The 22,206-nt window shown below is 41.3% G+C and carries 18 protein-coding genes; 7 read left to right on the plus strand and 11 right to left on the minus strand.

Annotation, left to right across the window (positions count from 1 at the left end; translation table 11 throughout):
• Positions 1–526 precede the first annotated feature (526 nt).
• A complete protein-coding gene (locus tag HWQ23_RS05460) occupies positions 527–1,903 on the plus strand; it encodes a calcium-binding protein (protein WP_292824671.1) in 1,377 nt (458 codons plus the stop codon).
• Between the two features lie 438 nt (positions 1,904–2,341).
• Here the strand turns inward: HWQ23_RS05460 and HWQ23_RS05465 are convergent, their stop codons facing one another.
• Together HWQ23_RS05465 and HWQ23_RS05470 are read right to left on the minus strand one after the other, a co-directional pair.
• Positions 2,342–2,959, minus strand: a complete 618-nt coding sequence (locus HWQ23_RS05465; RefSeq protein ID WP_292824674.1) for an NUDIX hydrolase — start codon at positions 2,957–2,959, stop codon at positions 2,342–2,344.
• 66 nt (positions 2,960–3,025) lie between these two features.
• Complete coding sequence (locus tag HWQ23_RS05470) at positions 3,026–4,228, minus strand: phosphoglycerate kinase (protein WP_292824677.1); 1,203 nt, start codon at positions 4,226–4,228, stop codon at positions 3,026–3,028.
• An 89-nt stretch (positions 4,229–4,317) separates the two neighbouring features.
• On the opposite strand from HWQ23_RS05470, the gene HWQ23_RS05475 reads away from it, so the two are divergent.
• On the plus strand, positions 4,318–4,725 hold the full coding sequence (locus HWQ23_RS05475) for a universal stress protein (protein ID WP_292824730.1): 408 nt from the start codon (positions 4,318–4,320) through the stop codon (positions 4,723–4,725).
• 185 nt (positions 4,726–4,910) lie between these two features.
• Here HWQ23_RS05475 and HWQ23_RS05480 read toward each other — a convergent pair whose 3' ends face one another.
• From HWQ23_RS05480 to HWQ23_RS05495, 4 genes are all read right to left on the minus strand, one after another.
• Positions 4,911–5,348 (minus strand): hypothetical protein, encoded by a 438-nt coding sequence (locus HWQ23_RS05480; protein ID WP_292824680.1) that lies wholly within the window; start codon positions 5,346–5,348, stop codon positions 4,911–4,913.
• Between the two features lie 30 nt (positions 5,349–5,378).
• The gene (locus HWQ23_RS05485; protein ID WP_292824683.1) at positions 5,379–7,895 is read right to left on the minus strand and encodes a CPBP family glutamic-type intramembrane protease; all 2,517 of its coding nucleotides are present in this window, start codon (positions 7,893–7,895) and stop codon (positions 5,379–5,381) included.
• Between the two features lie 440 nt (positions 7,896–8,335).
• Positions 8,336–9,046: a GDYXXLXY domain-containing protein gene (locus HWQ23_RS05490; protein WP_292824686.1), complete on the minus strand. Its 711-nt coding sequence runs from the start codon at positions 9,044–9,046 to the stop codon at positions 8,336–8,338.
• Positions 9,047–9,385: 339 nt separating this feature from the next.
• Positions 9,386–10,804: a DUF2157 domain-containing protein gene (locus tag HWQ23_RS05495; protein WP_292824689.1), complete on the minus strand. Its 1,419-nt coding sequence runs from the start codon at positions 10,802–10,804 to the stop codon at positions 9,386–9,388.
• Positions 10,805–10,982: 178 nt separating this feature from the next.
• On the opposite strand from HWQ23_RS05495, the gene HWQ23_RS05500 reads away from it, so the two are divergent.
• Together HWQ23_RS05500 and HWQ23_RS05505 are read left to right on the plus strand one after the other, a co-directional pair.
• On the plus strand, positions 10,983–11,954 hold the full coding sequence (locus HWQ23_RS05500; protein WP_292824692.1) for an RsmB/NOP family class I SAM-dependent RNA methyltransferase: 972 nt from the start codon (positions 10,983–10,985) through the stop codon (positions 11,952–11,954).
• A 615-nt stretch (positions 11,955–12,569) separates the two neighbouring features.
• On the plus strand, positions 12,570–13,007 hold the full coding sequence (locus HWQ23_RS05505; protein ID WP_292824695.1) for an NUDIX hydrolase: 438 nt from the start codon (positions 12,570–12,572) through the stop codon (positions 13,005–13,007).
• A 186-nt stretch (positions 13,008–13,193) separates the two neighbouring features.
• Here the strand turns inward: HWQ23_RS05505 and HWQ23_RS05510 are convergent, their stop codons facing one another.
• From HWQ23_RS05510 to pip, 4 genes are all read right to left on the minus strand, one after another.
• Positions 13,194–13,985: a GH25 family lysozyme gene (locus HWQ23_RS05510; RefSeq protein WP_292824698.1), complete on the minus strand. Its 792-nt coding sequence runs from the start codon at positions 13,983–13,985 to the stop codon at positions 13,194–13,196.
• A gap of 101 nt (positions 13,986–14,086) precedes the next feature.
• Complete coding sequence (locus tag HWQ23_RS05515; protein WP_292824700.1) at positions 14,087–14,728, minus strand: DUF4232 domain-containing protein; 642 nt, start codon at positions 14,726–14,728, stop codon at positions 14,087–14,089.
• A 318-nt stretch (positions 14,729–15,046) separates the two neighbouring features.
• Entirely contained in the window at positions 15,047–15,862 is an 816-nt protein-coding gene (locus tag HWQ23_RS05520; RefSeq protein ID WP_292824703.1) for a class I SAM-dependent methyltransferase, read from the minus strand.
• A gap of 49 nt (positions 15,863–15,911) precedes the next feature.
• Positions 15,912–16,850, minus strand: coding sequence for a prolyl aminopeptidase (pip, locus tag HWQ23_RS05525; protein ID WP_292824732.1), 939 nt, complete (start codon positions 16,848–16,850; stop codon positions 15,912–15,914).
• 65 nt (positions 16,851–16,915) lie between these two features.
• Between pip and HWQ23_RS05530 the strand changes: the two genes are divergently transcribed.
• A complete protein-coding gene (locus tag HWQ23_RS05530) occupies positions 16,916–18,055 on the plus strand; it encodes an FUSC family protein (protein ID WP_292824706.1) in 1,140 nt (379 codons plus the stop codon).
• A gap of 730 nt (positions 18,056–18,785) precedes the next feature.
• On the opposite strand, the gene HWQ23_RS05535 is transcribed toward HWQ23_RS05530, so the two are convergent.
• Positions 18,786–20,519: an iron uptake porin gene (locus tag HWQ23_RS05535; RefSeq protein WP_292824709.1), complete on the minus strand. Its 1,734-nt coding sequence runs from the start codon at positions 20,517–20,519 to the stop codon at positions 18,786–18,788.
• A gap of 111 nt (positions 20,520–20,630) precedes the next feature.
• Between HWQ23_RS05535 and HWQ23_RS05540 the strand changes: the two genes are divergently transcribed.
• Together HWQ23_RS05540 and HWQ23_RS05545 are read left to right on the plus strand one after the other, a co-directional pair.
• On the plus strand, positions 20,631–20,807 hold the full coding sequence (locus HWQ23_RS05540; protein WP_292824712.1) for a hypothetical protein: 177 nt from the start codon (positions 20,631–20,633) through the stop codon (positions 20,805–20,807).
• Between the two features lie 904 nt (positions 20,808–21,711).
• Positions 21,712–22,059, plus strand: coding sequence for a hypothetical protein (locus HWQ23_RS05545; RefSeq protein WP_292824715.1), 348 nt, complete (start codon positions 21,712–21,714; stop codon positions 22,057–22,059).
• Positions 22,060–22,206 lie beyond the last annotated feature (147 nt).

Consider the following 22,206-nt stretch of genomic DNA (forward strand, 5'->3'; position numbering starts at 1 on the left):
CAACTATACCGCGTTTATCTGAAAAATCTCGCAATCTTTACCAAATAAATCAGTAGTTTCACAAAATACTTAATTAAACTTCACACAGATATATTATTATCAATCACATTCATTGACATTCTAAAGATTTGATTAAGAAAACTTTAAAGATTTAATAAACAGCTTGATGTAATCTTGTACTTCATGATAATTAAATAATTACAGATAAGTTCAAAAAAATTGGAAAAACAACCCAAATAGTTGGCATAATTACTTACAATTTGGGTAATTAATTAAGGGATTTTCAGGAAATAAATTATCTAATTTTGTAGAGTATGCATCTTGCTTACCCACAACCAAAGGCGGGCTTTTCGGGTCAGCCTACAATAAGGAGTTGGATATTTTTTTCTTTAGAAATTTCTAACTAAATAATTAATGTTTTCTTGCCTTTGATTATGCAAATTGCAAATAATCTACATTGGACTGATAAATAGTTCTTTGACTGAGGCTGAACTTACATATTAGTGAAAAATTCACCAGAGATAATATGGCATTTATTTTCGGCACTACAGGTTCTGATACGAGAAATGGGACTTCGGGAAATGACACGATAGTTGGTTGGGCTAATGGTGGTAATGCCAATACTATTTCTGGTAACGATACCTTGAATGGTTTGGCTGGTAACGATTCCCTCGCAGGTGGGACGGCGAACGACAGTCTAATCGGTGGAGATGGCAATGACACACTTGATGGGGGCACGGGAAACGACGCTCTAAAAGGTGGTGCAGGCAATGACACCTTCAAAGGCAGTCAGGGTAATGACGGCATTGATGGTGGAGATGGCATTGATACCGCAGACTACAGTCAACTAGGTCAAGCCATTACCTTGTCAGGTGTGGGAACGATTCAAAAAGCTGGGAAATTGGGGCAAGACCAACTCTTTAAAGTAGAAAAGATTATTGCTAATGCTAATGTTGCCAACAACACCATAGATGCATCCCAATCTTTGCCTGGGGTATTTATCACTGTTAACCTGCAAACCCAAAGTTTAGCTGCCAATAACATTCCTGGTTTAGGAACATTGTCATTTACTGCGGTCAACTTTGATAATGTTATCGGCACAAATGCAAATGACATCATTGTTGGCGACAACCAAAATAACCGATTATCTGGTAATAATGGCAATGACACACTTGATGGGGGCTTGGGTCGTGACAGTTTGAATGGGGGAGCAGGGGACGACACTTACCTGATTGACAGTGCTGGTGACACGATTACGGAGGCGGCTAATTCAGGTACAGATATCGTCCGGTCTTCTATCACCTACGTCCTGGGTGCTAATCTAGAGAATCTGAGGCTGACGGGAAATAACGACATCAACGGCATAGGTAACAGTCTTGACAACTTCCTCTTTGCTAATACTGCTAACAACACTCTGAATGCCAGAGCAGGCAATGACACGCTAGACGGTAATTTAGGCAATGATATACTCAATGGTGAGGACGGTAATGATAGCTTACAAGGCGGGCCGGGCAATGACGTACTCAATGGCGGATCTGGAAACGACATCCTCATCGGTCTTTTTCCTGGTAGTCCGCTTCCACCTGGATTAGGGGAAACTGATCAGTTGACTGGCGGGGCTGGGGCAGATATATTTGCTCTGGGGGACGCTGTAAATGTTTTTTACGACGATAACAACAGTACCAATCCTGGTTTTGGGGACTTGGCTACTATTAATGACTTCGACTCTAGCCAAGATGTAATTCAACTTAAAGGATCTTCACAGGATTACTTCCTGCAAGTTGTTGGAAGCAACACACGAATATTCTTAGATAAACTGGGAGCAGAGCAAGATGAGATCATCGGTGTTGTGCTGGGGGTAGTGGATCTCACACTTGATAGTAACAACTTCACTTTTCTGTGAGCGGGAAAATGCTGGAGAAGGTACAAACAACACACTAGACATCTCCCAATACAGTTCGGATAAGACTTGATCCCCCCAACCCCCCGATAAATTGGGGGGCTAAGAATTGCTTGCTCTATTCGCCCCTTTTTAAGGGGGACTAAGGGGGATCTTTAGGGATTATGCACCTTAACCGAACCGTATTGAGACATAGGCGTGAAATTAAATATGCGTTATCCAGAACCCTTGTAGAGACGTAGCAGTGCTAGGTCTCTACATTCTTTTTCACGCCTATGTCTACTGGAGGGCGCTGAAGGGTTAGGTTGGTGATCATCATCAGCAATGATTAGAATCCCCGTACTACCTTTAAGCCGGGGAGAACGTCAAAAGTCAGGGCTATTTGATGAGTCAGAATAAAGCCATGAATTCTGTATGCCCATTTTCGTAATGCAGAGGTATTTAATCAAAGTCTGTCGGTAAATCTGGATTGCGATAATGCTGGAAAAGTCGGGTAATTTGGGCTGGTGTCACACGTCCGATGGAAAGTTCTGGTAACGCATCTTCACGAAAAAAATCTACTTCGTCAGTTTCAATACTTGATGATGGAGAACCACCAATAAGTTCACAGTGAAAAAACAGCTTATAGACATAAAACGGCAATGGTGGATGTCCCTGTTTGTTTCTGTCATAAACTGCTAGTAGTTTGATAGCGCGTGCTTGATATCCAGATTCTTCATATACTTCTTTCACAACTACCTCACTGGGCGACTCGCCAACATCAGCCCATCCCCCAGGTACAGTCCAGCAGCCGTCTGCTCGTTCCTTGACTAACAATATAGTATCGTCCCGAAAAATCGCTGCCCGCACATCAACTTTGGGAGTTGCATATCCGACTTCACGGCTAAATAAATCGAGGACATAGCTGTGTTCTACATTTGAGTAAGTCGCCATGATTTCTGTAGCGATCGCTCGTAATTGTTTGTAACGTTCGATGTCAAAAACACCCTCAGAATAAGTCAAACCATTTTGAGCGATCGCTTGTAACTTTTGCGCCCATTCCAGCCATTTGGTTTCCACAGTTTTTCCCCTATTTAATGTAGAGACGTTACATGTAACGTCTCTACATAATTCTAAAGATGGCTATTAAGCATCATCTAAAGCTGCAATTCCAGGCAATACCTTGCCTTCAAGTAACTCCAAGCTAGCGCCGCCGCCGGTGGAGATGTGGCTCATTTGGTCGGCTAAACCAACTTTTTCCACAGCCGCTACTGAGTCACCACCGCCGATAATGGTGGTTGTGCCAGTTTTGCTAATTTCAGCCAGGGTATGAGCGATCGCTTCCGTACCTACGGCAAACTTATCAAACTCAAACACACCCATTGGCCCGTTCCAAATTACCGTTTTGGTATCTGCAAGGGCTTCTTGGAAAACTTTCACCGAGTCTGGGCCAATATCCAAACCCATCCAACCATCTGGAATATTCTCAATGCTAACGGTTTGAGAATTGGCATCTGGGGCAAAGTTATCTGCCACTACCACATCTGTGGGAAGCAATAAAGCAACACCACGTTCTTTAGCCTTAGCTTCCAAAGACTTCGCTAGTTCTAGCTTGTCTTCTTCCACCAAAGACTTACCGACATTCAAACCACGGGCTTTGTAGAAGGTGAAAATCATTCCACCGCCGATGATCAGCTTGTCGCACTTCTCCAGCAACGTTTCAATCACGCCAATTTTACTGGAAACTTTGGAACCGCCAATAATTGCCGCCAACGGACGTTGGGGATTTTCAATGGCATTTTGGAGATATTGCAATTCCTTCTCAACCAAATATCCAGCCACAGAAGGGCTAAGGAATTTAGTCACACCTTCAGTTGAAGCATGGGCGCGGTGTGCAGTACCAAAAGCATCATTTACATAAAAATCAGCATTAGCTGCCAACTTTTTCGCAAATTCTGAGTCGTTTTTCTCTTCTTCTTTGTAAAAACGGACATTTTCCAGTAACAGCACTTGGCCATTTTGCAACGCGCCAACTTTAGCTGCAACTTCATCGCCAATAGAGTCATCAGTTTTAACGACTTCTTGCCCCAGTAACTCCGAGAGACGCTTGGCAACGGGAGTTAGGCGTAATTTGTCATCTACACCCTTGGGACGCCCAAAATGGCTTGCTAGAATGACCTTAGCACCCTTCTGCGTCAAATCTCTGATGGTTGGCAAAGCGGCGCGAATGCGAGTGTCGTCTGTAATGTTGCCTTGATCGTCCACAGGCACGTTAAAGTCAACCCGCACTAAGGCACGTTTCCCAGAGATATCAGCCGAAGATAAACTTGCTAAACTTTTTTTGGACACACCAAACTCTCCTAATTGCCTTTTTGTTATTGTTTTGAAAGTAGAACCATCAAGATTTTACCGGAGTCAGGGGTACCCAAGTGACAGATATATTTAAGACAGTACTATTTCCTATTGATCAAAGCCGGGAAACGCGGGAAGCTGCTGACGTTGTTACCAACGTAGTTAAAAAGTACAGCAGTCGTTTGGTGCTGCTGTCTGTGGTAGAAGAACCACCAAAAGACGCGCCTAGTGCAGATCCGATGGTGTCACCAGAGGTAGTTGCCAAACTGCTAGAAAATGCCCAATCTTTATTTTCTGGGCAAGGAATTAAATCCGAAACCCTGGAAAGGCAAGGCAAACCAGCTTTTACTATCTGCGATGTCGCTGATGAAATCGGGGCTGATTTAATTATCATGGGCTGTCGGGGGCTAGGCTTGACTGAAGAAGGAGTAAGTGATAGTGTTACCACTCGCGTGATTAATCTTTCTCCTTGCCCAGTGCTAATCGTGCCTTAGCAGTGTGTTGCTCAATACTAGTAAATTTGTAGTGCGATCGCTAATAAAAAGTTCTGCGGTTGTTGCAACAAGGCGGCTGGGGAAGGTTGCCCTGATTCGGTGGTGCTAAATACAGGCATCATAGTTTACTCTTGGCAGTCGAGACAGTCGCCATCCCGCACCTGGCACTTTCAAGACCTATGCTCTCAAAGTTTCTTTTCAATCAATAGTTCCATTTCATAATATGAAGTATTTTCTTTTACCCATACTTCGATAAGTTCGCTAGCCAATTGTACAGATCCCTCTGAAAGTTCGCACACAATAACTAATTCTTCAATGAAATTTTCTTCATCAATAGGCCCAAATTTATCCATCCATGCTCCAATAGAAACTTTTTCTGTAGTCGTTTCCTCTTGATTAATACAAATACTTTTTTTACTATCTGGCGATATTAAGCTATAAATTGGATTCCCATCTAAAAATGGAGTTCCATCAACAAAATGAACGTTCAACCAAATTTTCCATCCATGTTTCTGTCCTTGGTGTTTTATAAGAATACTCTCACACAAATCACACCAAAAATTTTCAGAAGCTTTGTAATCATCAATATTTGATAAAAAGGTTTTAAATAGATGTTTTACCATTTTTTTGTTCAACTTAGTATTCTGAATTTTTTAATTATTATCAAATTTGTTGATTCCTCCAAAAACAATTAACCAAACTACAACAACTACCCAGTGAATTAAAACTATTACAAACAAAGATCCTGTTAGGGTATATGCAAGAGTACATATAATTCCCAAAAATGCAGCTAAAACCAGAAAAACACGATTATAAAATGTGGGTATTCCAGCTTTAAAAAATGTTTTAGCATTGAATGGATGATACAAAATAAATAATAATAAACTCATTATTGCCCACAAAGCCCATTGGAACCAATTGGTGATTTCGCTAGGATGAGGAAGCAAAAAAACGCGAAATAATACTTCTTCAAAAATCGCAGGTAAAAATAAACAACGCAATATTAACAAGCATTTATCAGTCCAACTTGCAGACCAAACTTCTATCTTTACAAACCCAAATTTCCAACCATAAGGGAGAGCAATAATACTATAAATTATTAGTAGTAAAACAATCACTAACCAATCTTTTAGTGTCGGAACTGCTAACGACACTAAAATGCGATTTAAAAGAATCGAAAGTGGTGAAATATTGCTAAAGGGAATCTTAATTTGTCCCAAAACTACTGTTGGTGCAATGGGTGTAATATTAGATTGCCAACCACCTACTTGATTGGTTCGCAATACTTGCATAACCGCACCATGTTTTAAAAATATTGTGGCGAGGTCGTCGTGTGCTTGTCTAGGCATTATTGTTCGCCATGTTGTCAAACCAGCCCAAATACTACGATCTTGAAATGGTTCCGTCGTTTTTCCTATGCCCGTACCTGCGAGTATACCTGCTTGACTGTGCCAATCAGCGCGAACTATACCCAAGGGTGCTAATTGTTGTTCCAAAGATTGACCTAATTCAACTAGCTGCTGAAAGCGTAATGTTTGCGGGTGATTGGGGTTTGCGCGTACCCAAGTTTGAATTTGAGGAGTTGTAGCAACTTGGTTTTTAATTGCCAGTATCGCAGCATAAAGTGCTTGGCTTGAGTCTTGGACGCATGAGGTAGCAGGTGATACCATTGCGCCACCAGTTCCATCACCAACCCGATAACGTGCCATTGTTACCTGTAATTGTTGCCGGAATTGTTCTAAAGGCGAAAGTTTAACACCATCAAAATCATAATCCTGCGTTACAGGGTCGAATTTGATCAGAATATCTGATACTGGGCGTGTTGCCAGCCAACCACGTTGTAAATTACCCATATAATCAGCCCATGTATGCGTTCCGGCAATAATTCCATCAGGGTTATGGGCATAAATTTGGTGATATTTAGTCTCGAAGCGTAATTCCTTAGTAAACTCGTCGCGGACAACTTCTGCAATTCCAAAAGCAAAATGTCCGGTGATAGTATAAGGTAATCTGACTGGTTCAGCTTTACGTCCGCCAATTCCACCAAATAGGTGTAGGACAATAGCTTTATTGCCTTCTTGCCATTTTGATATAGATTGATTAAATGAATTTTGTGTTTCTACAGGTTTTAATAATACAGTATTGAATTTACCTTTATTTTTCTCGGTATTTCCCCAATTTATCTCTTGGATGTAATTTAGCCCTAATTCCTCACCAGTAATGATTTGACGGGGTTGAATTTGAAACAGAGAACGAGGTGCAAGTGCTACTACCGTAAATACGCCTTTTGCATCGGCAGCACCATAAATATACCACCCATGATCACCCGCAGGTGATTGTTCGATTTGATGCAAACTTGAAGGAGCAAAATTTCGCTTATCTATTACTTGTTGGGGAATACGAATAGTTTCTTTAAGACCATCAAAGTTATTTGAATTAGGATTATAATGCTGTACCAAAAAATAATTGTTATACTGCTTTTGTCCTGGAAATAAAATAGTTTTATAGCTAGATTTAATCGGTTTAATTATTTTTACCAACCCATAAAACCTACCAGTTGCCAAAACAGGTTCGCGTTCAATTTGCAAAATAGGTTTTTCTTGATTTGCATCAATGCTTGTACTTGAATCTAAAGTAACAATTACATTATCATCAGGATTTGCACCAGCTAAAGAGCGTAAAATCCCTACCTGATGAACTCCATTTAGTCGAAAAGGATGAATGTTTCCTTGTTTTTGACTTTTAATTACTTCAGAAGTAAAATTTATATCTCGCCTTACGGCTTGATCCAAAGCAAGCAAATCTTTATTCTTTTTCCACTCCAAACGCACAATATCCCCTACCAAATTTTGTGCTGTAGGTGGTGCATATTGCACTTCAATCCATACCCAATCCAAACCATCTTGTAATTGCTGTTTCGTTGGTAAAATTAACCTTCCTACCCAGTTGGCAATAGGTTTATAAAGGTTGGTAGAGGGAATTTGTGCAACGGGATAAAAACCAGATTGATTAAAATTTTGTCGAATATGTACCGCATAATTGCTTTGTTGTTGTACTAACTGGGCTTGTGTTGGGGAGAGTTGCCACACCGCAATTACTGCGATGAATGCTAGCAGTAAAAATGTTGTAAATAGTAGCCTTGCTTTTCGGCTAAATCCACGCAAAATCATATATTATCAGCAAGTTTTAGTTGCTGATAATCTTACTCTAAATATACTGTTTTGAGTCCAGTACAATAACCCCACCCCCAACCCCCTAAGAGCAAGCGAGGAGGGGGCTATGATCGACTTCATGTAATTAAGAAATGCTATAAGTAGAGCGGTGTGAATAATTCAAGGTTTGTAGTGAGGGCTTCAGCCATCATTTGAGGACTAAAGTCCTCACTACGAACTAATCTCAAGATTTTTTACATTACTTAATCTAGTTTAATTTATTCTCACTGACTTACTTATTTCATTAGAAATTTAGGCGATATATGAGATATCTCCAGAAATTAAATATGCTTTATCTAGAACCCTTGTAGAGACGTAGTATTGCTACGTCTCTTTTTCACTGCTATGTCTTGTGTGTACACAGTAGCAAGCGGCGCGGGGTTGTTGGGGTTCAACGATTAAAAGCGATAGTTGCGATCGCGCACCCACATACTAACTGGGACTGCTTTACCCTGTGGATCTACTTTCGCCTTGACTACAATGGGTGGTACTTGTCCTCTGCGGGCGCGTTGGGCTTGCAAGTCGTTGGTAATCTGCCGCCGTTGGTTTTCTTTTATGTAATATGTTTCTAAGCCGTAGTTGACGGAACCATCCTGATAAACACCTTTTAAGGCTACTTGGTTGGCTCTAAGACTTGTGGGGCGATCGCTAGTTACTCGTAATGGTCTCCAAGCTCTAGGAACACCGCGCCCAAAGGATAGTTGTTCTTGCAAAATCACGAAGATGTTGGTTCCTTCAGGCAATCTTCTGCCACTTCCCCGACCTTTGCTGACTAACGTTTGCCAACCAGGTAGTCTGCTCAAATTTGCGGTACGGGATATGTTGTAATCTAACGCTAAGGTGTTACCTTGCAGCACATTGTTAGGGTCTACAGGTACGGTTTGCAAAATCACTGTCTTACCTGTCACATCTGTGTAAACGGCTTGGGCTGGTACTGCCATAATTAGCCCTGTTTGCAGCGCCAGAGGAACTATTAACCGCCAAAAAGGTAAGGGTTTATTCGATTTTTGTTCAGTCGCAATCAAGTAATCCCGAAAAGTCACCTTACTGGAAAATTCGGCTTCGGGAGACAAAGCTTTATTTTTAGATTCAGAAGAACTATTAGTCATGAGCGTAGTCCTAAAAGCAGAGGTATTGAGGAGGTCAAAAGTAACGAGATTAGGACTGACGCAGAGAAACTTTAAAAACTTTGACGCACAGAGATTTTGATGATGGGCAGATTTTAGAAGGAGTTAGGAGTTAGGAGTTAGGAGTTAGGAGTTAGGAGTTAGGAGTTAGAAGGGCTTTGAGTGCAACTGGTAGATGATTATTGGTTTAAAGCCGATCTCCTTGTGAACTGTACAGAAAACATTAAATACTTTGTTCAAACTCCATCTCTTTATGATTGGGCTTCTCCTGAATTCTGAATTCTGACTCCTGAATTCTCAATTCTGACTCCTGATTTTGCCCTACTTCTTACTTGTAGAGCTACCACCAGGTAGGCGGCGTTCAAACCAGAGTCCAGCGCTAATTAAAGCAGAACCGCACAAGATAAAGACCAGCGACTTAAAAAGTAAGTCTGTATCGTACTCTTGCACGCGACTGATAATTTGCAGTGTTACTAACAGCATACCGCCCCAAAAGGAACTTCTGTTGTTTAATTTCAATCCTTCTTGAATTAGTCCCCAGGCTAATGTTGCTAGAAGTACATTGAAAATAAAAACACCAAGTTCATCAATCCGGCTGATAGTTTGATGCCAAAAAGGTACTAGGACAATAAAGGCAAGAAAGGTACTAATGATAGCAGTAGTGAAAATCACTTCACGACGCGGAGGGTTATTTCTTTGGCGTAGTAGAAACAACCATTGCAATACCGCCAAGCCGCTGAGAATCCCCAAATCGATGATCGGCAGAGACTCAAACAAGTTTGTCACATTCGTTGGCTGATTATAAGCATAATTTGGAGATTGCCAGACCCAACGAAAAGACAAGATATAAAAGACAATGCCGAAGCTTATCAACGCTAAATTACGGGCTAGGGGTTGAAACAACCTGTAATTTATGCTTGGAAACAGCAAATCATCATAACTCCAGAATAATGCAGGTGGGAGTGCAAAAGCAAAAGATGCCACCCAAGGGGCTATATCAGCATAATTCAGCAGTGGCAGGGGATTGAGGTTGGCTTGTAAGGAACTAGCAAAAACAAAGGCTGCTAGACCAAAAATCCAACGCGATCGGCACAAGTAGGCTAAGGGTACAAACACCAGCCATGCCAACAAAGGCATATGCTGCACCACTAAACGCGACCAAGTTAACTCCCCTGAAGAGTACCACAAGTCTTCTAGTCCAGCCCAATAGCCGATTTCCACTAGAACAATTGACAGAATTCCTAAAGAATTTAAGCACAAACTGAAGGCCATCACCACAACACCCAACCCCCAGGCGAGAAACAATTGGGAAGTTGAACCGGCAATATTGAACATCTGGGCCATCAGCAGTAAATTTGCACCGAAAATGAAGGCGCTTAAAATTAGCAACCCCTCTCCCAGCAAGCGTTTGCTTTGTTGTGATTTTTTTGCTTCAGGTTGTCTCCAGGTGTAAAATCCAGTAATAGCGATCGCAAAAAACAAACTGATCATCAGAATAAATTTGACTTCTCGCGATCCTCCCTGCCAGTTTCCTGCTACAAAAGTAATTATGCCTAAGCATAAAAGTATGCTACCCACAGCAATCGCGATCGCTTTATTGCGATCGCGTGCAGCAGCTTCCAGGTTTTTAAATTGATAACGTTCTGCTATTTCCTCATACTGCGAAGAACTAATTAATCCTTCATCCCTCCATAATTGTGCTTCTTTGCGTAATTTTTGCGGAAAATTATCTAAGAACATGACCTTCTCCGATGCAGTGGGGTAGCTTGGCCATTGCGATCCCAATGGCGGTCATTATATTTTGAGTATGAAGCCAAAAGCCTTAATTACATTGTTCTTGTGTAACAGTTTGATTTCGGTTCTGATACAACATACTAATTCATAATTCATAATTCATAATTCATAATTCATAATTAACATGGAAAAACCTTCTAATTTATTACTTAAAGTCTCGCGGCGGTTGTTCACTAATCTAGATGAGCAAGAAAAATTTGTTGAGGCTTTAATGAATCCTCAGCCTTTTTCACCCAGTATTCTTTGGTGTCAAGAAAAGCCAGAGGTTTCGCCTTTAACAGTAGAAACACCAACCTCTTGGCAACCACAATTTATAGACCGCTTATATCTGGGAGAAAAACCCGGTCAACATCCCTTGCATGAAAAAGGATATTTCTATTGTTTAGATTTTTCTTCGGTGTTTGCAGCTACTAGTTTGTTAGCTATTCCTCAATCAGTAAGTTTAGTTTTTGATATGTGTGCCGCACCAGGAGGTAAAAGTATCTTCGCTTGGAGAGCTTTACAACCTGACTTACTTATTAGTAATGAAGTAATTGGCAAACGTCTGGGAATGCTAATTTCTAATTTGAAGCGTTGCCAGATTAGCTCTAGTGCAGTGGTTAATCGAGATTCGAGCATATTTGCCCAAATGTTTCCCCGCTCTAGCAATCTAGTAATAGTAGATGCTCCTTGTACTGGACAATCTTTACTTGCTAAAGGTGAAAAAGCACCCGGATGTTTTCACCCAACTGCTATTAATAAGAGTGCAAATCGGCAAAAGCGGATTCTAGCTAACTCTGCTAAAATTGTTTCACCACAAGGCTATCTTGCTTATATGACTTGTACATATTCACCCGAAGAAAATGAGCAAGTTTGTGAATGGTTTTTGTCACGCTTTCCTCAGTTTCAGGCAATAGAAATTACTAATTTAGCCAAATATCAGTCGCATTTAACTACAATGCCTTGTTATCGGATGTTTCCTCAAGATAGATTAGGGGCTGGTGCATTTACAGCCCTGTTTAAAAATACTAATGAGGATGAAGATGAGCGTAAAGAAGTAGATTTAAATACAATATCTTCGCTGTATATCTACCAAAATCTGAAGAAGTCAAGTTAGTTACATTCGTAGCATATATCGCAATTCTAAATTATTCGTGAATAACGAAATCCCCGACTTCTCTAAGAAGTCGGGGATCTGAATCTTGTGATTTGAGTATATTCTGACATTAAGCCAGAATATCTGATGTTTTGAAGAGTGCCGCATTTGTCAATCAGTCATCAGGAATACAGATTTTCCAGCAATTGATTTTATATTTGTAAGATTACAAACCTAGCGATTCTCATACTCTGCGAGTTTGCAGATGTTTCACACAGATGTGATTGGTGTTAACTTAATGTGAAGTCCACTAAGCGAAATAGCTTTCTCCCCAGACTCTGGCTGGAAATGCCTATTGTGAGGGCTGCCGCCTCCTGAATTTGCCGCAGAGCCGCAATCAGCTGCATTTCCAGCCAGAGGTTGGAAACGAGGATTTTCTCTCGTGTTTAAGCTTAAGTTGACACTCATGCACAGCTAGCTGTGCGCCCCTACTTTGAATAATTAACTTTTATCGGGAAAAAGCATTAATTTAATCTTTTCATAACCTAAGATTAATCAAGATTTATCCAGTATCAGCTCTCGACTTTCTAAAGTAAATATTGTACAAAAAAGCTAGACGTACAGGATACAAATTGCATGAGTGGAAAAGTCAGCAAAGTGCTTAAACAGTCTGGGGTGATTCCTTATAGAGTGAACAATGGTAAAATTGAAATCTTGCTAATCACAACCCGTAACTTTCAAGATTGGGTGATTCCGAAAGGAGATATTCCTAATGGCATGAGTCCGCCTGATTCAGCAGCCAAAGAGGCGTGGGAAGAAGCAGGGGTGATTGGGCAGGTAGACGCGAATGAACTGGGCACTTACAAGTACCGCAAACGAGGCAAAAGTTACCGCGTCAAGATGTATTTGTTACCAGTGGACATGCTGAGTGAAGATTATCCAGAAGCAAGTAAAAGAAAACGGCAGTGGGTAGAAGTGAGTAAAGCTATCAGGCGGGTTAAGTTTAATTCACTCAAACGAATCCTTAAAGGTTTTTTCCAGGTAAAATCTCAGTTTTGTGCATTTCGATGTTAGTCAGATATAGAAATACAGATGATTGTAAAGCCCTCGGAGGAAAGTGAGGGCTTTTTTAGAAGTGGCTATACTTAAAACAAGTGCGATCGCTAATTAAAATAAGTAAACATTAGATGTAAAGCATCACCCATGTTTACATTCATTCGATGGTGAGTATGGGTCTATTTATTGAGTGTACAATTTGTTCTAAACCCACAATAAAGCTACCCAAGTTTTTATACCGACAATTCCATCAGCTTGCAATTTTTTAGATGTTTGGAAACTAACAATTGCATTCTTAACTGACTCCGTAAAATGCCCATCAATGGCATCAGTATATAATCCAATATCTTTTAATTGCTGTTGTAATTGTTTTACTCTTAGCCCAGAATCTCCTTGCTGCAATCCATTAAATCTATTCAAATCGGCTCGACCACTAACTCCAGCTACACCAGATATATCACCTTCATATTGATGGATTAGGTATTGTCCCTGCCAAGCGCCAGGAATACTTGGGTTCTTGGTTCCATAGTGGGCAATCCATAACGGATAACTAGCAAAATCAGATGGATTGCCAATTTGTTCCCAGAAACTGGGGAAGGTATAAATAATTGGTTTGATTGGTTTTTGTGTTTGTTGTAGAAGGGCTTTTTCCACCTCTGCTAACCACTGCTTGGCTGCACTAATTACTGCTTGGCTATTTCCTTTGTCAGTTACCTCTACATCTAGAACCGGTGGTAAGTCTCCTGGTTCTAATTTTCCCAGTGTTTTTAAGAATTCTTTCGCTTGCTGAACCGGATCAGATGTATGGGGGTGAAAGAAATGATAAGCGCCCCGAATAATACCAACAGTTTTCATGGTCGGCCAGTGATGAGCAAAAGCAGAATCTTTAATGCTAACTCCTTCTGTAGCTTTGACAAACGCAAAAGTTTTACCAGAGTTTTTCACTGCCGTCCAATCTACTCTGCCGTCTTGATCGGCAACATCAATTCCTTCCATAGAATTTTTTAACCTTTGTGAATAGTACAATACTGAACTTATCAGAGGCTTTGATTAAATTTATGCTTTTTCTGGGTCTTTGAGTAAATTACAGAAATTTACTAGGGTTGAGTGTTAACGGCTCGCACTGGAGTCACTCTGACTTTACCTGTACAAGGCTTGATTTGTTCGGTGAGGGTAAAGTGCTGGTAAGCATTAGGAGGCGTGATTTGAATTTTACTAGACATTGGGCACTGTTTGTCTGGGGAACTAATGTGGTTATATGCTATCTGAAATGAGGCTTGTTTTCCAGGAGCTAGAGTTACTTGTTGTCGAGGTTGCTGACTCGAAAAGTAAGTATCCTGGGAGCGGATAACTTTAACCCCTTCCAAAGGCTGACCTTTTGCATCCAGTAGTGCCAATCCTGGATAACCATTGAGTGTGCAAGGGGATGAGGCGTTATTGGTGAAGGCGTAGGTGAGTGCAACATTCCCAACACCAGCATCTTCGGAGACTCGGCGCACTGACAATTGGCTAGTTTCACAGCGCGTCGGATTCGTGGCAATAGTGGCTTGTGGGGTAGAATTGTCTGTAGTTTTTTCAGTCGGTGTAGGTGTTGAAGTCAACACAGTTGCTTTCGTTGCTTGCTCAGTGCTTGCTGGCAAGGCTTGCGGCTGTTTTGTAACAGAGGAAGAACCCACACAGCCAGTTGTCACCGCACTCAGGAGCAACAACACACTGCTTTGCATAATTAGAATTCGCATAGCTCTTTTTTTGTAGTGAACTACTTACATTGATGCTTCACATACAGTATAAGTTTCCACAGTCAATGCACCATGATCTGGAGCAAGCGCATCAACAGAGTCGCGGACTTGAACTATAATTTCTACAATTGTGATCGGCAGCCTTTTTGCTGTGGCAGCAAGCTTATGGCGATTATAATGTAACTCTCGAATTCTTAAAAATGAGTTTAACGACCAAATTGAGCGGCGAGAGACTAACTGTAACGCTAGACGGAAAGACTTTGCACGTCCGCTCCAATGATTTGTTCTGCTGCGTCATTACGTAACGAATTCAACAGCTTATCCATCTTTTCGGGCAACGTGAACAGCAGAAATAAACGAGAGGTGTATACTGTCTCCAAAGTTCCTCAGCTTTTCCCGCAATCCTGCAAATAGCAACTCCTTCGCCTTTGGCTCCAGTCTCCCAATGGTACTTAATAGCTTAAGGTAGTCATCCATGCTGTACGTAACCTCACACGCGATTTGCTCAGTCACCAACTCCTTAAAATAACCAGAGTCTAGAATGTCTTGTTCAAACCCTCTCAAAATTTCCGCTTGAGTATTGGCACCTTCATACCGAACAAATGAGGGAGCATAGGCTTGATACACTTCCTCGGTCGCTTGGTAAACTTCGTATTTCGGTTCAGGTCTCAGATTCCATAGCAGGATGAGAAACCCGTTGTCGCGTAATGCCGTAGCTGCCTTGGCATACCGAATCTCTGACGGTATCCAGTGAAAGGCATTAGCAGATAGAACGGCATTGAACTGTTTTGCTTCCAGTTCCCACTCCTCAAATGAGGTGTTATGGATTGCAACGTTTGGATAGGTTGCACAGTTGCGTTGTGCCAAACGACAAAAATCCTGGTTTGGCTCAATACACGTCATTGAAAAACCAAATTGAGCAAAAGCTACCGTCGCATTTCCTGGACCACAACCGACCTCAAGAATCGATGAATCTGAGGAAAGTTGGGCTAAAACGACGGACTGCTCGATCAGTTGTTTTGGATATTGTGGTCTGGCGTTGTAATAAACATCAGCAACTGGAGAATACCAATTCCTTCGCTGTTCTAAATCTATAGAAGCTCTGGCATTTATTTCTTGTTTAGAGTCTTGCATAAGCTAGTTTTATCAGCTTTTAAGTCCAACTTCATTTTATTCAACCGAATTAAATATTATCTGTTGCTTCAATCAAAGCGCTGCAAATTCCTGGCTCACTCATCGAATGTCCGGCATCAGGAACCACTATAAATTCCGCTTCCGGCCAAGCGCGATGTAATTCCCAAGCTGATATCATCGGGCAGACTACATCATAGCGTCCCTGAACAATTACAGCCGGAATATGGCGGATACGGTGTACATTTAAGAGTAATTGATCTTCTGTTTCCAAAAATCCCTTATTCATAAAGTAATGGCATTCAATACGTGCGAAAGCTGAAGCAAATTCACTCTCGCCAAACTTTTGCATAAGTTCTGGGTCTAAGAAAAGTCTACTTGTACTACCTTCCCAAATTGACCAAGCACGCGCTGCTGTTAATTGAATTTCTAAATCTGGATTGGTCAAGCGTTTATAATATGCTGTAATCAGATCATCACGTTCATCTATGGGAATTGGTTTGAGATATTCTTCCCAAGCATCAGGAAAAATATAGCTAGCACCCTCTTGGTAGAACCATTGCAACTCTTTTTGTCTCAGCATGAAGATACCACGCAGAATTAATCCCGCGCATCGAGAGGGATGGGTTTGACTGTAGGCTAATGATAAAGTGCTACCCCAACTACCACCGAAGACCGCCCACTTTTCTATACCTAAATGTTGGCGCAGTTTTTCGATATCACTGACTAAATCCCAAGTGGTGTTTTCTCGTAATTCAGCATGGGGCGTACTTTGACCACAACCGCGCTGGTCAAACATTACTAACCGCCATTTTTCTGGGTGGAAATATTGCCGATAAAAAGCTGGACATCCACCACCAGGGCCTCCATGCAACAAAACGATGGGTTGACCTTGCGGGTTCCCTGACTCTTCAAAATGAATCCTATGAAGGTCAGAAACCTGTAAACTACCTTCTAAGTAAGGCTCGATCGCTGGGTAAAGTTCTCGCATTTTGGATATTTTATCAGTAATGTTGTGATTGCGATCGCTTGTCAAATCAAATAAACCCGATACCCATGATACAACCCTCCAATGGTCTTCCACCTAAAGGGCGATCGCACAAGCTGAGAATGATCACAGCATTGAAAACTTGGGCTGCTACTCCCGATGGAATCTCAACAATTGTACTAGCTAAGATGGCATTCAAAATGGCGATCGCATCGGCAATTTCTTTTGAAGTTGCTCAGGCGTTGCGATGGGAGTATCCTTTCTATGCAGCGATCGCCGCGATCATTGTGATGTCATCTACTCATGGCAGCACTTTGTTACTAGGAATTCAGAGAATAATTGGCACTGTGATTGGTGCCATCGGTGGAGCCATCTTTGCGGTTGCATTAGGTACCAATTTCTGGTCATTGGGAATCAGTGTATTTTTGACGATCTTTCTGACTTCTTATTGGAAATTCAATGAGGCGGCAAAATTGGCGGGGTATGTGTCAGCGATCGTTATTTTGAGTCACAGCCAATCACCTTGGCTGTACGCCTGGGGCAGATTTCTCGAAACCCTGTTGGGTATTGGTGTGGCACTGTTGGTAAACAACTTTATTTTTCCTGCCTCAGCTGGAGTAGAACTGAGGCGAACTTTGTCGCAAACGCTAACTGATTTGGAGCAGTTTTATGAGTTGGTTGTGGACTCTGCCTTTACAGGAAACTACGATCGCCCCCGTGTGGATAAGTTGAAAACCAGTATCATTAGTTCACTGAGCAAGGGGCGATCGCTATGGCAGGAAGTCAGACAGGGACAGACAAACGAACCGCCAGAAAAACGGGTGAATGAAGCCTGGGAGTTTCTCATCCGCAGGATTTGGGAACACATCTTGACAATGGAACATACCGTACTTGCTAGACAGCAGGATACTTTCTGGCAAATTCTTTCACCTCAAATTACCCAACTGGCACTAGAAACTCAAAGTGCAATGCTCACCTTAGCAACAGCTGTCAAATCGCACCAACCGAGTTTATCTTTGTCAGGAATGGAAGTTGCACTTACCAATGCTACAGAGCAATTAAATCGGTTGGAAGAAATTAAACAGCAAGATTACCCAATGGATGAGCTACTCCGATTTTTCACGTTCTTTTACACGATGGAAGAGGTGGGCAGAAAACTGCAAAAAATGGCAGGTACGCTGGATTACCAAATAAATAATAGTAAATAGACGATGCAGGGGCACAGCAATGGTCATTGGTGTCAACTTAAGGGACTGACAACAAATAAATTACCACTACTTGTGGGGTGGGCAACATGAGCGCCCGTATAGAAAGGCGCTCATGTTGCCATTGGTGTCAACTTAAGCCAAAACCCTTTTAAAATCTCGTTTCCAGCCTCTGGCTGGAAATGCAGTTCCTGGTGGTGCCACAAGTTACGGAGGCGGAGCCTCAATGAGGGGCATTCCCAGTCGGAGACTGGGAACGAGGTACGAGGTAATCTGCTAAAAGCTGGTTCTAGGCTGGTTTTCACCTTAAGTTGACACCAATGGCAAGATGCCCACCCCACAAATTACCATTGCTTTTTAAGTTTCGTAGTCTGGCTGTGCATTATGGCAATTAAGTTAAAAAATTGAGATTTATCTGAATATTTCCGATTTTAGATACCCTAGCGTTGCTTTTTCAACTCATTGCGTCTTATATCTAAGCTTTGCGTCTTAAAATCACGATTTTTTTCTTAAAATCACGATTTTTTTCTTAAAATCACGATTTTTTTCTTAAAATCATGATTTTTTTCTTAAAGTCATGATTTTTTTCTTAAAGTCACGATTTTTTTCTTAAAGTCACGATTTTTTTCTTAAAATCGCTTGCTCTAAACCTCGATTCTCTATTCAGGAGTCAGAATCCATTCTGGCTCCTGAATTCTGAATTCTGAATTCTGAATTCTTCTTCAGTAAACCTTTAGAAGGTGAAAGTTGTTCTCAGCGTACCAATAATTGCATCATCGTTGTTGCCAGGAAGTTGGCCAGGATTGGTTAACCAAATTACCCCAGGAGTAATAGAAATGTTGTCGGTGACACGATACTTATAGAAACCTTCAAAGTGATAGGGTTTATCACCAGTGTTACCTCCAACATATGGTTCAATACCTGCGAAAAGTCCTAAAACGTTGCCCTTTTTACCTAAATCTGGCAGGGCTACCCCAAGTCCATAACTCCAAACTTGACTATCATCATTAGCACCAAAACCTGTGATGTCGCTGTAAACCGCAAAGCCACTAATTGAAAGTTTGTCACTAGGTTTGAAAGCGGCCTCAAAACCGTAGGAATTACTTGAATATGGATTACCACCACCGACAAAGTTAGCTTGGGCAGTGCCGACTACAGCAGCTGTTGTACTCGCGGAGCCTGCATCGAATAAAACAGTACCACCATTATGATAACCGTGGACGTAGGTTGCAGCTAAAGTGAAGCGATCGCCTACTTTTAAGTTCAACTGTCCTAAAGCAGCATAGTTACCCTCAAGTAAACCCGTATTTAGACCAGGGTTATTCGCTTGAGATGCCAAGTAACCCAAGGTTAATGAAGGTTCAAAGCCACCGCCACCACTACCAAAGGCTAAGTTAACGCCGATACCGGCACCACCGCCAATCCGATAGATTGGGCTTTCGGAAGCAAATGTAGACAAAGCACCGTTACCGCCATCATAATCCTCAAAGTATGGGTTGACGGTAGGAACGTAATCGCTCTGAATACCTCCAGTACCAGCTATGTAAACTTGGGAGTTGCCAATCGGGAAGTAATAGGACAACCAGTCTATAAAAACACTGTTGTTGGTGGAAGGCGACACATTAAAGGTTTGAGTCCCTTCAAATGTGCCATTTGGTAAAGCCAATCCAACTGCGTTACCAGTTGCAAGCCTAGTATGCAAGGTATCTTTACCTGTGAAGCTGGTTTGCAAGTCTAAACGCACCCTGTCTTGGAAAACAGTGTTGTTGTTGTCGTTGTTGCCAAAGTTGTCGGTGACAGCAAAAATTGCTTCACCAACCAGCTTGGTTGTAGTGGAAAACTGATTTGCTTCAAGTTCAGCACTACGCGCTTCTACAGCATCTACTCGGCCACGCAGAGTTGATAGTTCTGCCGAGAATTCCTCTTGCAAACGCTGGAGGGTGGTCAAATCCTGTTTTGACACCAAACCCGTAGTTGCTGTTGCAATCAGTTCATTAACTCGATTTAAACAAGCATTCAAACCTGCGGCAAATTCATAACGGGTTAATGCTCGGTTGCCACGGTAAGTGCTATCGGGGTATCCAGCAATACAGCCGTAGCGTTCAACCAGGGATTGCAAAGCTTGGAATGCCCAGTCAGTCGGCTGGACATCAGAAAACTGAGAAACTGATGTGACTTGAGATAGTGAATTCTGGTTGTTGCCTTCGCTGTTGTAGCGGTTAACTTGTTCTAAAACGTTATTATCATCAGTCTTTTGGGCAATCAACTGCTGATTAACTTTTGGTTGCTCTGTTTGAATGAATACTGAAGCAGCAGAAGCTATTGGTACTTCTGTTTGAGTAACTTTTGCCTTTATATCTTCATAAGAGCCTGCTACTTTAGCAGCCATAGCCCTTGCAGAAAGCAACACCGTCACTCCCAAAACTACTGGACTTAGTACCAGAGTTTTCCACAATAGATGAGACATTTGTTATTGTCCTTTCCCAAAAAAGACCCGAAATCAGTGGCTTCAAGAAAAAGAGAACTAGCGGTTATTCTACTTGTTGGAAATCTTACCAGATTGCAGTGAACTAAGGATATGTCTCACAAAATTTTTCCCGATGAAGAATCTTCAGGAGTGCTGAGTGCGATTATAGTTACTGAGCTTGTGAAAGTATTGCTTTTTACTCTCATCCGAGTTCCTGGGGACTCGGCGCTGTTTCGGTATCTTGCAGATGCCTTGTTTGCCATTGTGAAAGTGACCTCCCCAGAGTAATCAAACTTGATTCCCAGGTTATCAAGATGAGAAACACTGCTCCTCGCTGATTATCATATCTAGCAACTCCAGAATCCATTCTCCAGCTTTTGTTAGTAATAAAAAGTCTCAAGTTGGTAAAAATATAAAAATAATTCAGGTCACTTGGACTTATTTATTTTTCCTTATTGACATATATATGAATAAAATCAAATATATCAATATCGTTAGTTTCTGTGTGAAAATTCTGGGCAATCTTGGCGATCGCATTATTCCATAAGTAAGTGGGCAAGAATAAATTCAATAATTCGTAATTAAGTTTTGTAACGGGGATTTATACCCCGCCACTTATATATAGAAGCAAAGGACTTAAACCCACGGAAGCTAAACTATGTTACGCAGTCCGAAATTAATTAAATTCTCTGCTAGTAAGCGCCTCTAGCCCTTACGACAAAACTTGTTTGGAACCAAGCACGGAGAAACAAGGTTTTGAATATTTTTTCATGAAAGTAATAAAAGAACGCTAGTTAGCTCTGATCATTTTACTGTTAAGTTTTTTTAAAAGTCTATCAATTAACTTGATGAAATACTACATAATACAGATGAATTCCAATTGAGGAAGTACACAAGCAAAGGGTCTTTTATATCTCCGAATAGAGAAAAATAAAATGCTGACCTTGAATCTTTTTCAAAGCCTGATCAGCAAAGCCAAAAAATCCTTGTTTGGAAACCAAGCAAGGAGAAATAAGGTTTTATATATTCTCTAATGAGAGTAATAAAAGAGCGCGAAGTCTCAAAGCCTGTTTTACTTCTGAATTCTGAATTCTGAATTCTACTGTATCTCAACAACAATGTACTAATCAGGAAAGGCAAGATTTATCCAAATACCTCTGCCTTAACTTGAATTAAATTAAGGAGAAAAATCATGTCAAACAATCAAAATATCTTACAAGGCTTGGGTTTGGTCGAAGAACTTGACGAACAAGCTGGTGAAACAATTACTGGTGGAGCCGAGGTGTTTACCGTTAGAAACAAAACGGGATACTATATCCCCTACAGTGTCGATGGTAAAACAACAAATTATCCAAATCCTGGCGATTCCGCTATCTGGACTGCCTATAGCGGAGGAATCATTAAATTTGACAAAGACAGTAGATCGGGCTATGAGGATTACAAAACATACAATTTGGCGGATGGGAAAGTATATGAATTTCAAAACAACAACTCCACTCCTGGCAATCCATACGATATAGAACTCTATAGCGTTGCGTAAATTTGAAGCAGATTTACTGTTTTAAATTTCTCAAACATACCGCAAATGGGTTGTAAGCCAAGCGCAATGACTTTCTTTTTAGGGCGTCAGCCAGCTGTCAAAGGTCTGAACTGACAAGCCAAACGCTCAATTAAGTCGGGTCATTTG

The sequence above is a fragment of the Nostoc sp. JL33 genome (genome assembly GCF_017114985.1).
In the GTDB taxonomy this organism is placed as follows: Bacteria; Cyanobacteriota; Cyanobacteriia; order Cyanobacteriales; family Nostocaceae; genus Nostoc.

Bases quoted from the DNA above. Each gene is read 5' to 3' on its own strand.
- HWQ23_RS05515 (WP_292824700.1), bottom strand. From the start codon at position 14,728: ATGCGAATTCTAATTATGCAAAGCAGTGTGTTGTTGCTCCTGAGTGCG.
- HWQ23_RS05495 (WP_292824689.1), bottom strand. From the start codon at position 10,804: ATGTTCTTAGATAATTTTCCGCAAAAATTACGCAAAGAAGCACAATTA.
- HWQ23_RS05480 (WP_292824680.1), bottom strand. From the start codon at position 5,348: ATGGTAAAACATCTATTTAAAACCTTTTTATCAAATATTGATGATTAC.
- HWQ23_RS05530 (WP_292824706.1), top strand. From the start codon at position 16,916: ATGATACAACCCTCCAATGGTCTTCCACCTAAAGGGCGATCGCACAAG.
- HWQ23_RS05485 (WP_292824683.1), bottom strand. From the start codon at position 7,895: ATGATTTTGCGTGGATTTAGCCGAAAAGCAAGGCTACTATTTACAACA.
- HWQ23_RS05545 (WP_292824715.1), top strand. From the start codon at position 21,712: ATGTCAAACAATCAAAATATCTTACAAGGCTTGGGTTTGGTCGAAGAA.
- HWQ23_RS05540 (WP_292824712.1), top strand. From the start codon at position 20,631: ATGTCTCACAAAATTTTTCCCGATGAAGAATCTTCAGGAGTGCTGAGT.
- HWQ23_RS05460 (WP_292824671.1), top strand. From the start codon at position 527: ATGGCATTTATTTTCGGCACTACAGGTTCTGATACGAGAAATGGGACT.
- HWQ23_RS05520 (WP_292824703.1), bottom strand. From the start codon at position 15,862: ATGCAAGACTCTAAACAAGAAATAAATGCCAGAGCTTCTATAGATTTA.
- HWQ23_RS05490 (WP_292824686.1), bottom strand. From the start codon at position 9,046: ATGACTAATAGTTCTTCTGAATCTAAAAATAAAGCTTTGTCTCCCGAA.
- pip (WP_292824732.1), bottom strand. From the start codon at position 16,850: ATGCGAGAACTTTACCCAGCGATCGAGCCTTACTTAGAAGGTAGTTTA.
- HWQ23_RS05510 (WP_292824698.1), bottom strand. From the start codon at position 13,985: ATGGAAGGAATTGATGTTGCCGATCAAGACGGCAGAGTAGATTGGACG.
- HWQ23_RS05500 (WP_292824692.1), top strand. From the start codon at position 10,983: ATGGAAAAACCTTCTAATTTATTACTTAAAGTCTCGCGGCGGTTGTTC.
- HWQ23_RS05535 (WP_292824709.1), bottom strand. From the start codon at position 20,519: ATGTCTCATCTATTGTGGAAAACTCTGGTACTAAGTCCAGTAGTTTTG.
- HWQ23_RS05505 (WP_292824695.1), top strand. From the start codon at position 12,570: ATGAGTGGAAAAGTCAGCAAAGTGCTTAAACAGTCTGGGGTGATTCCT.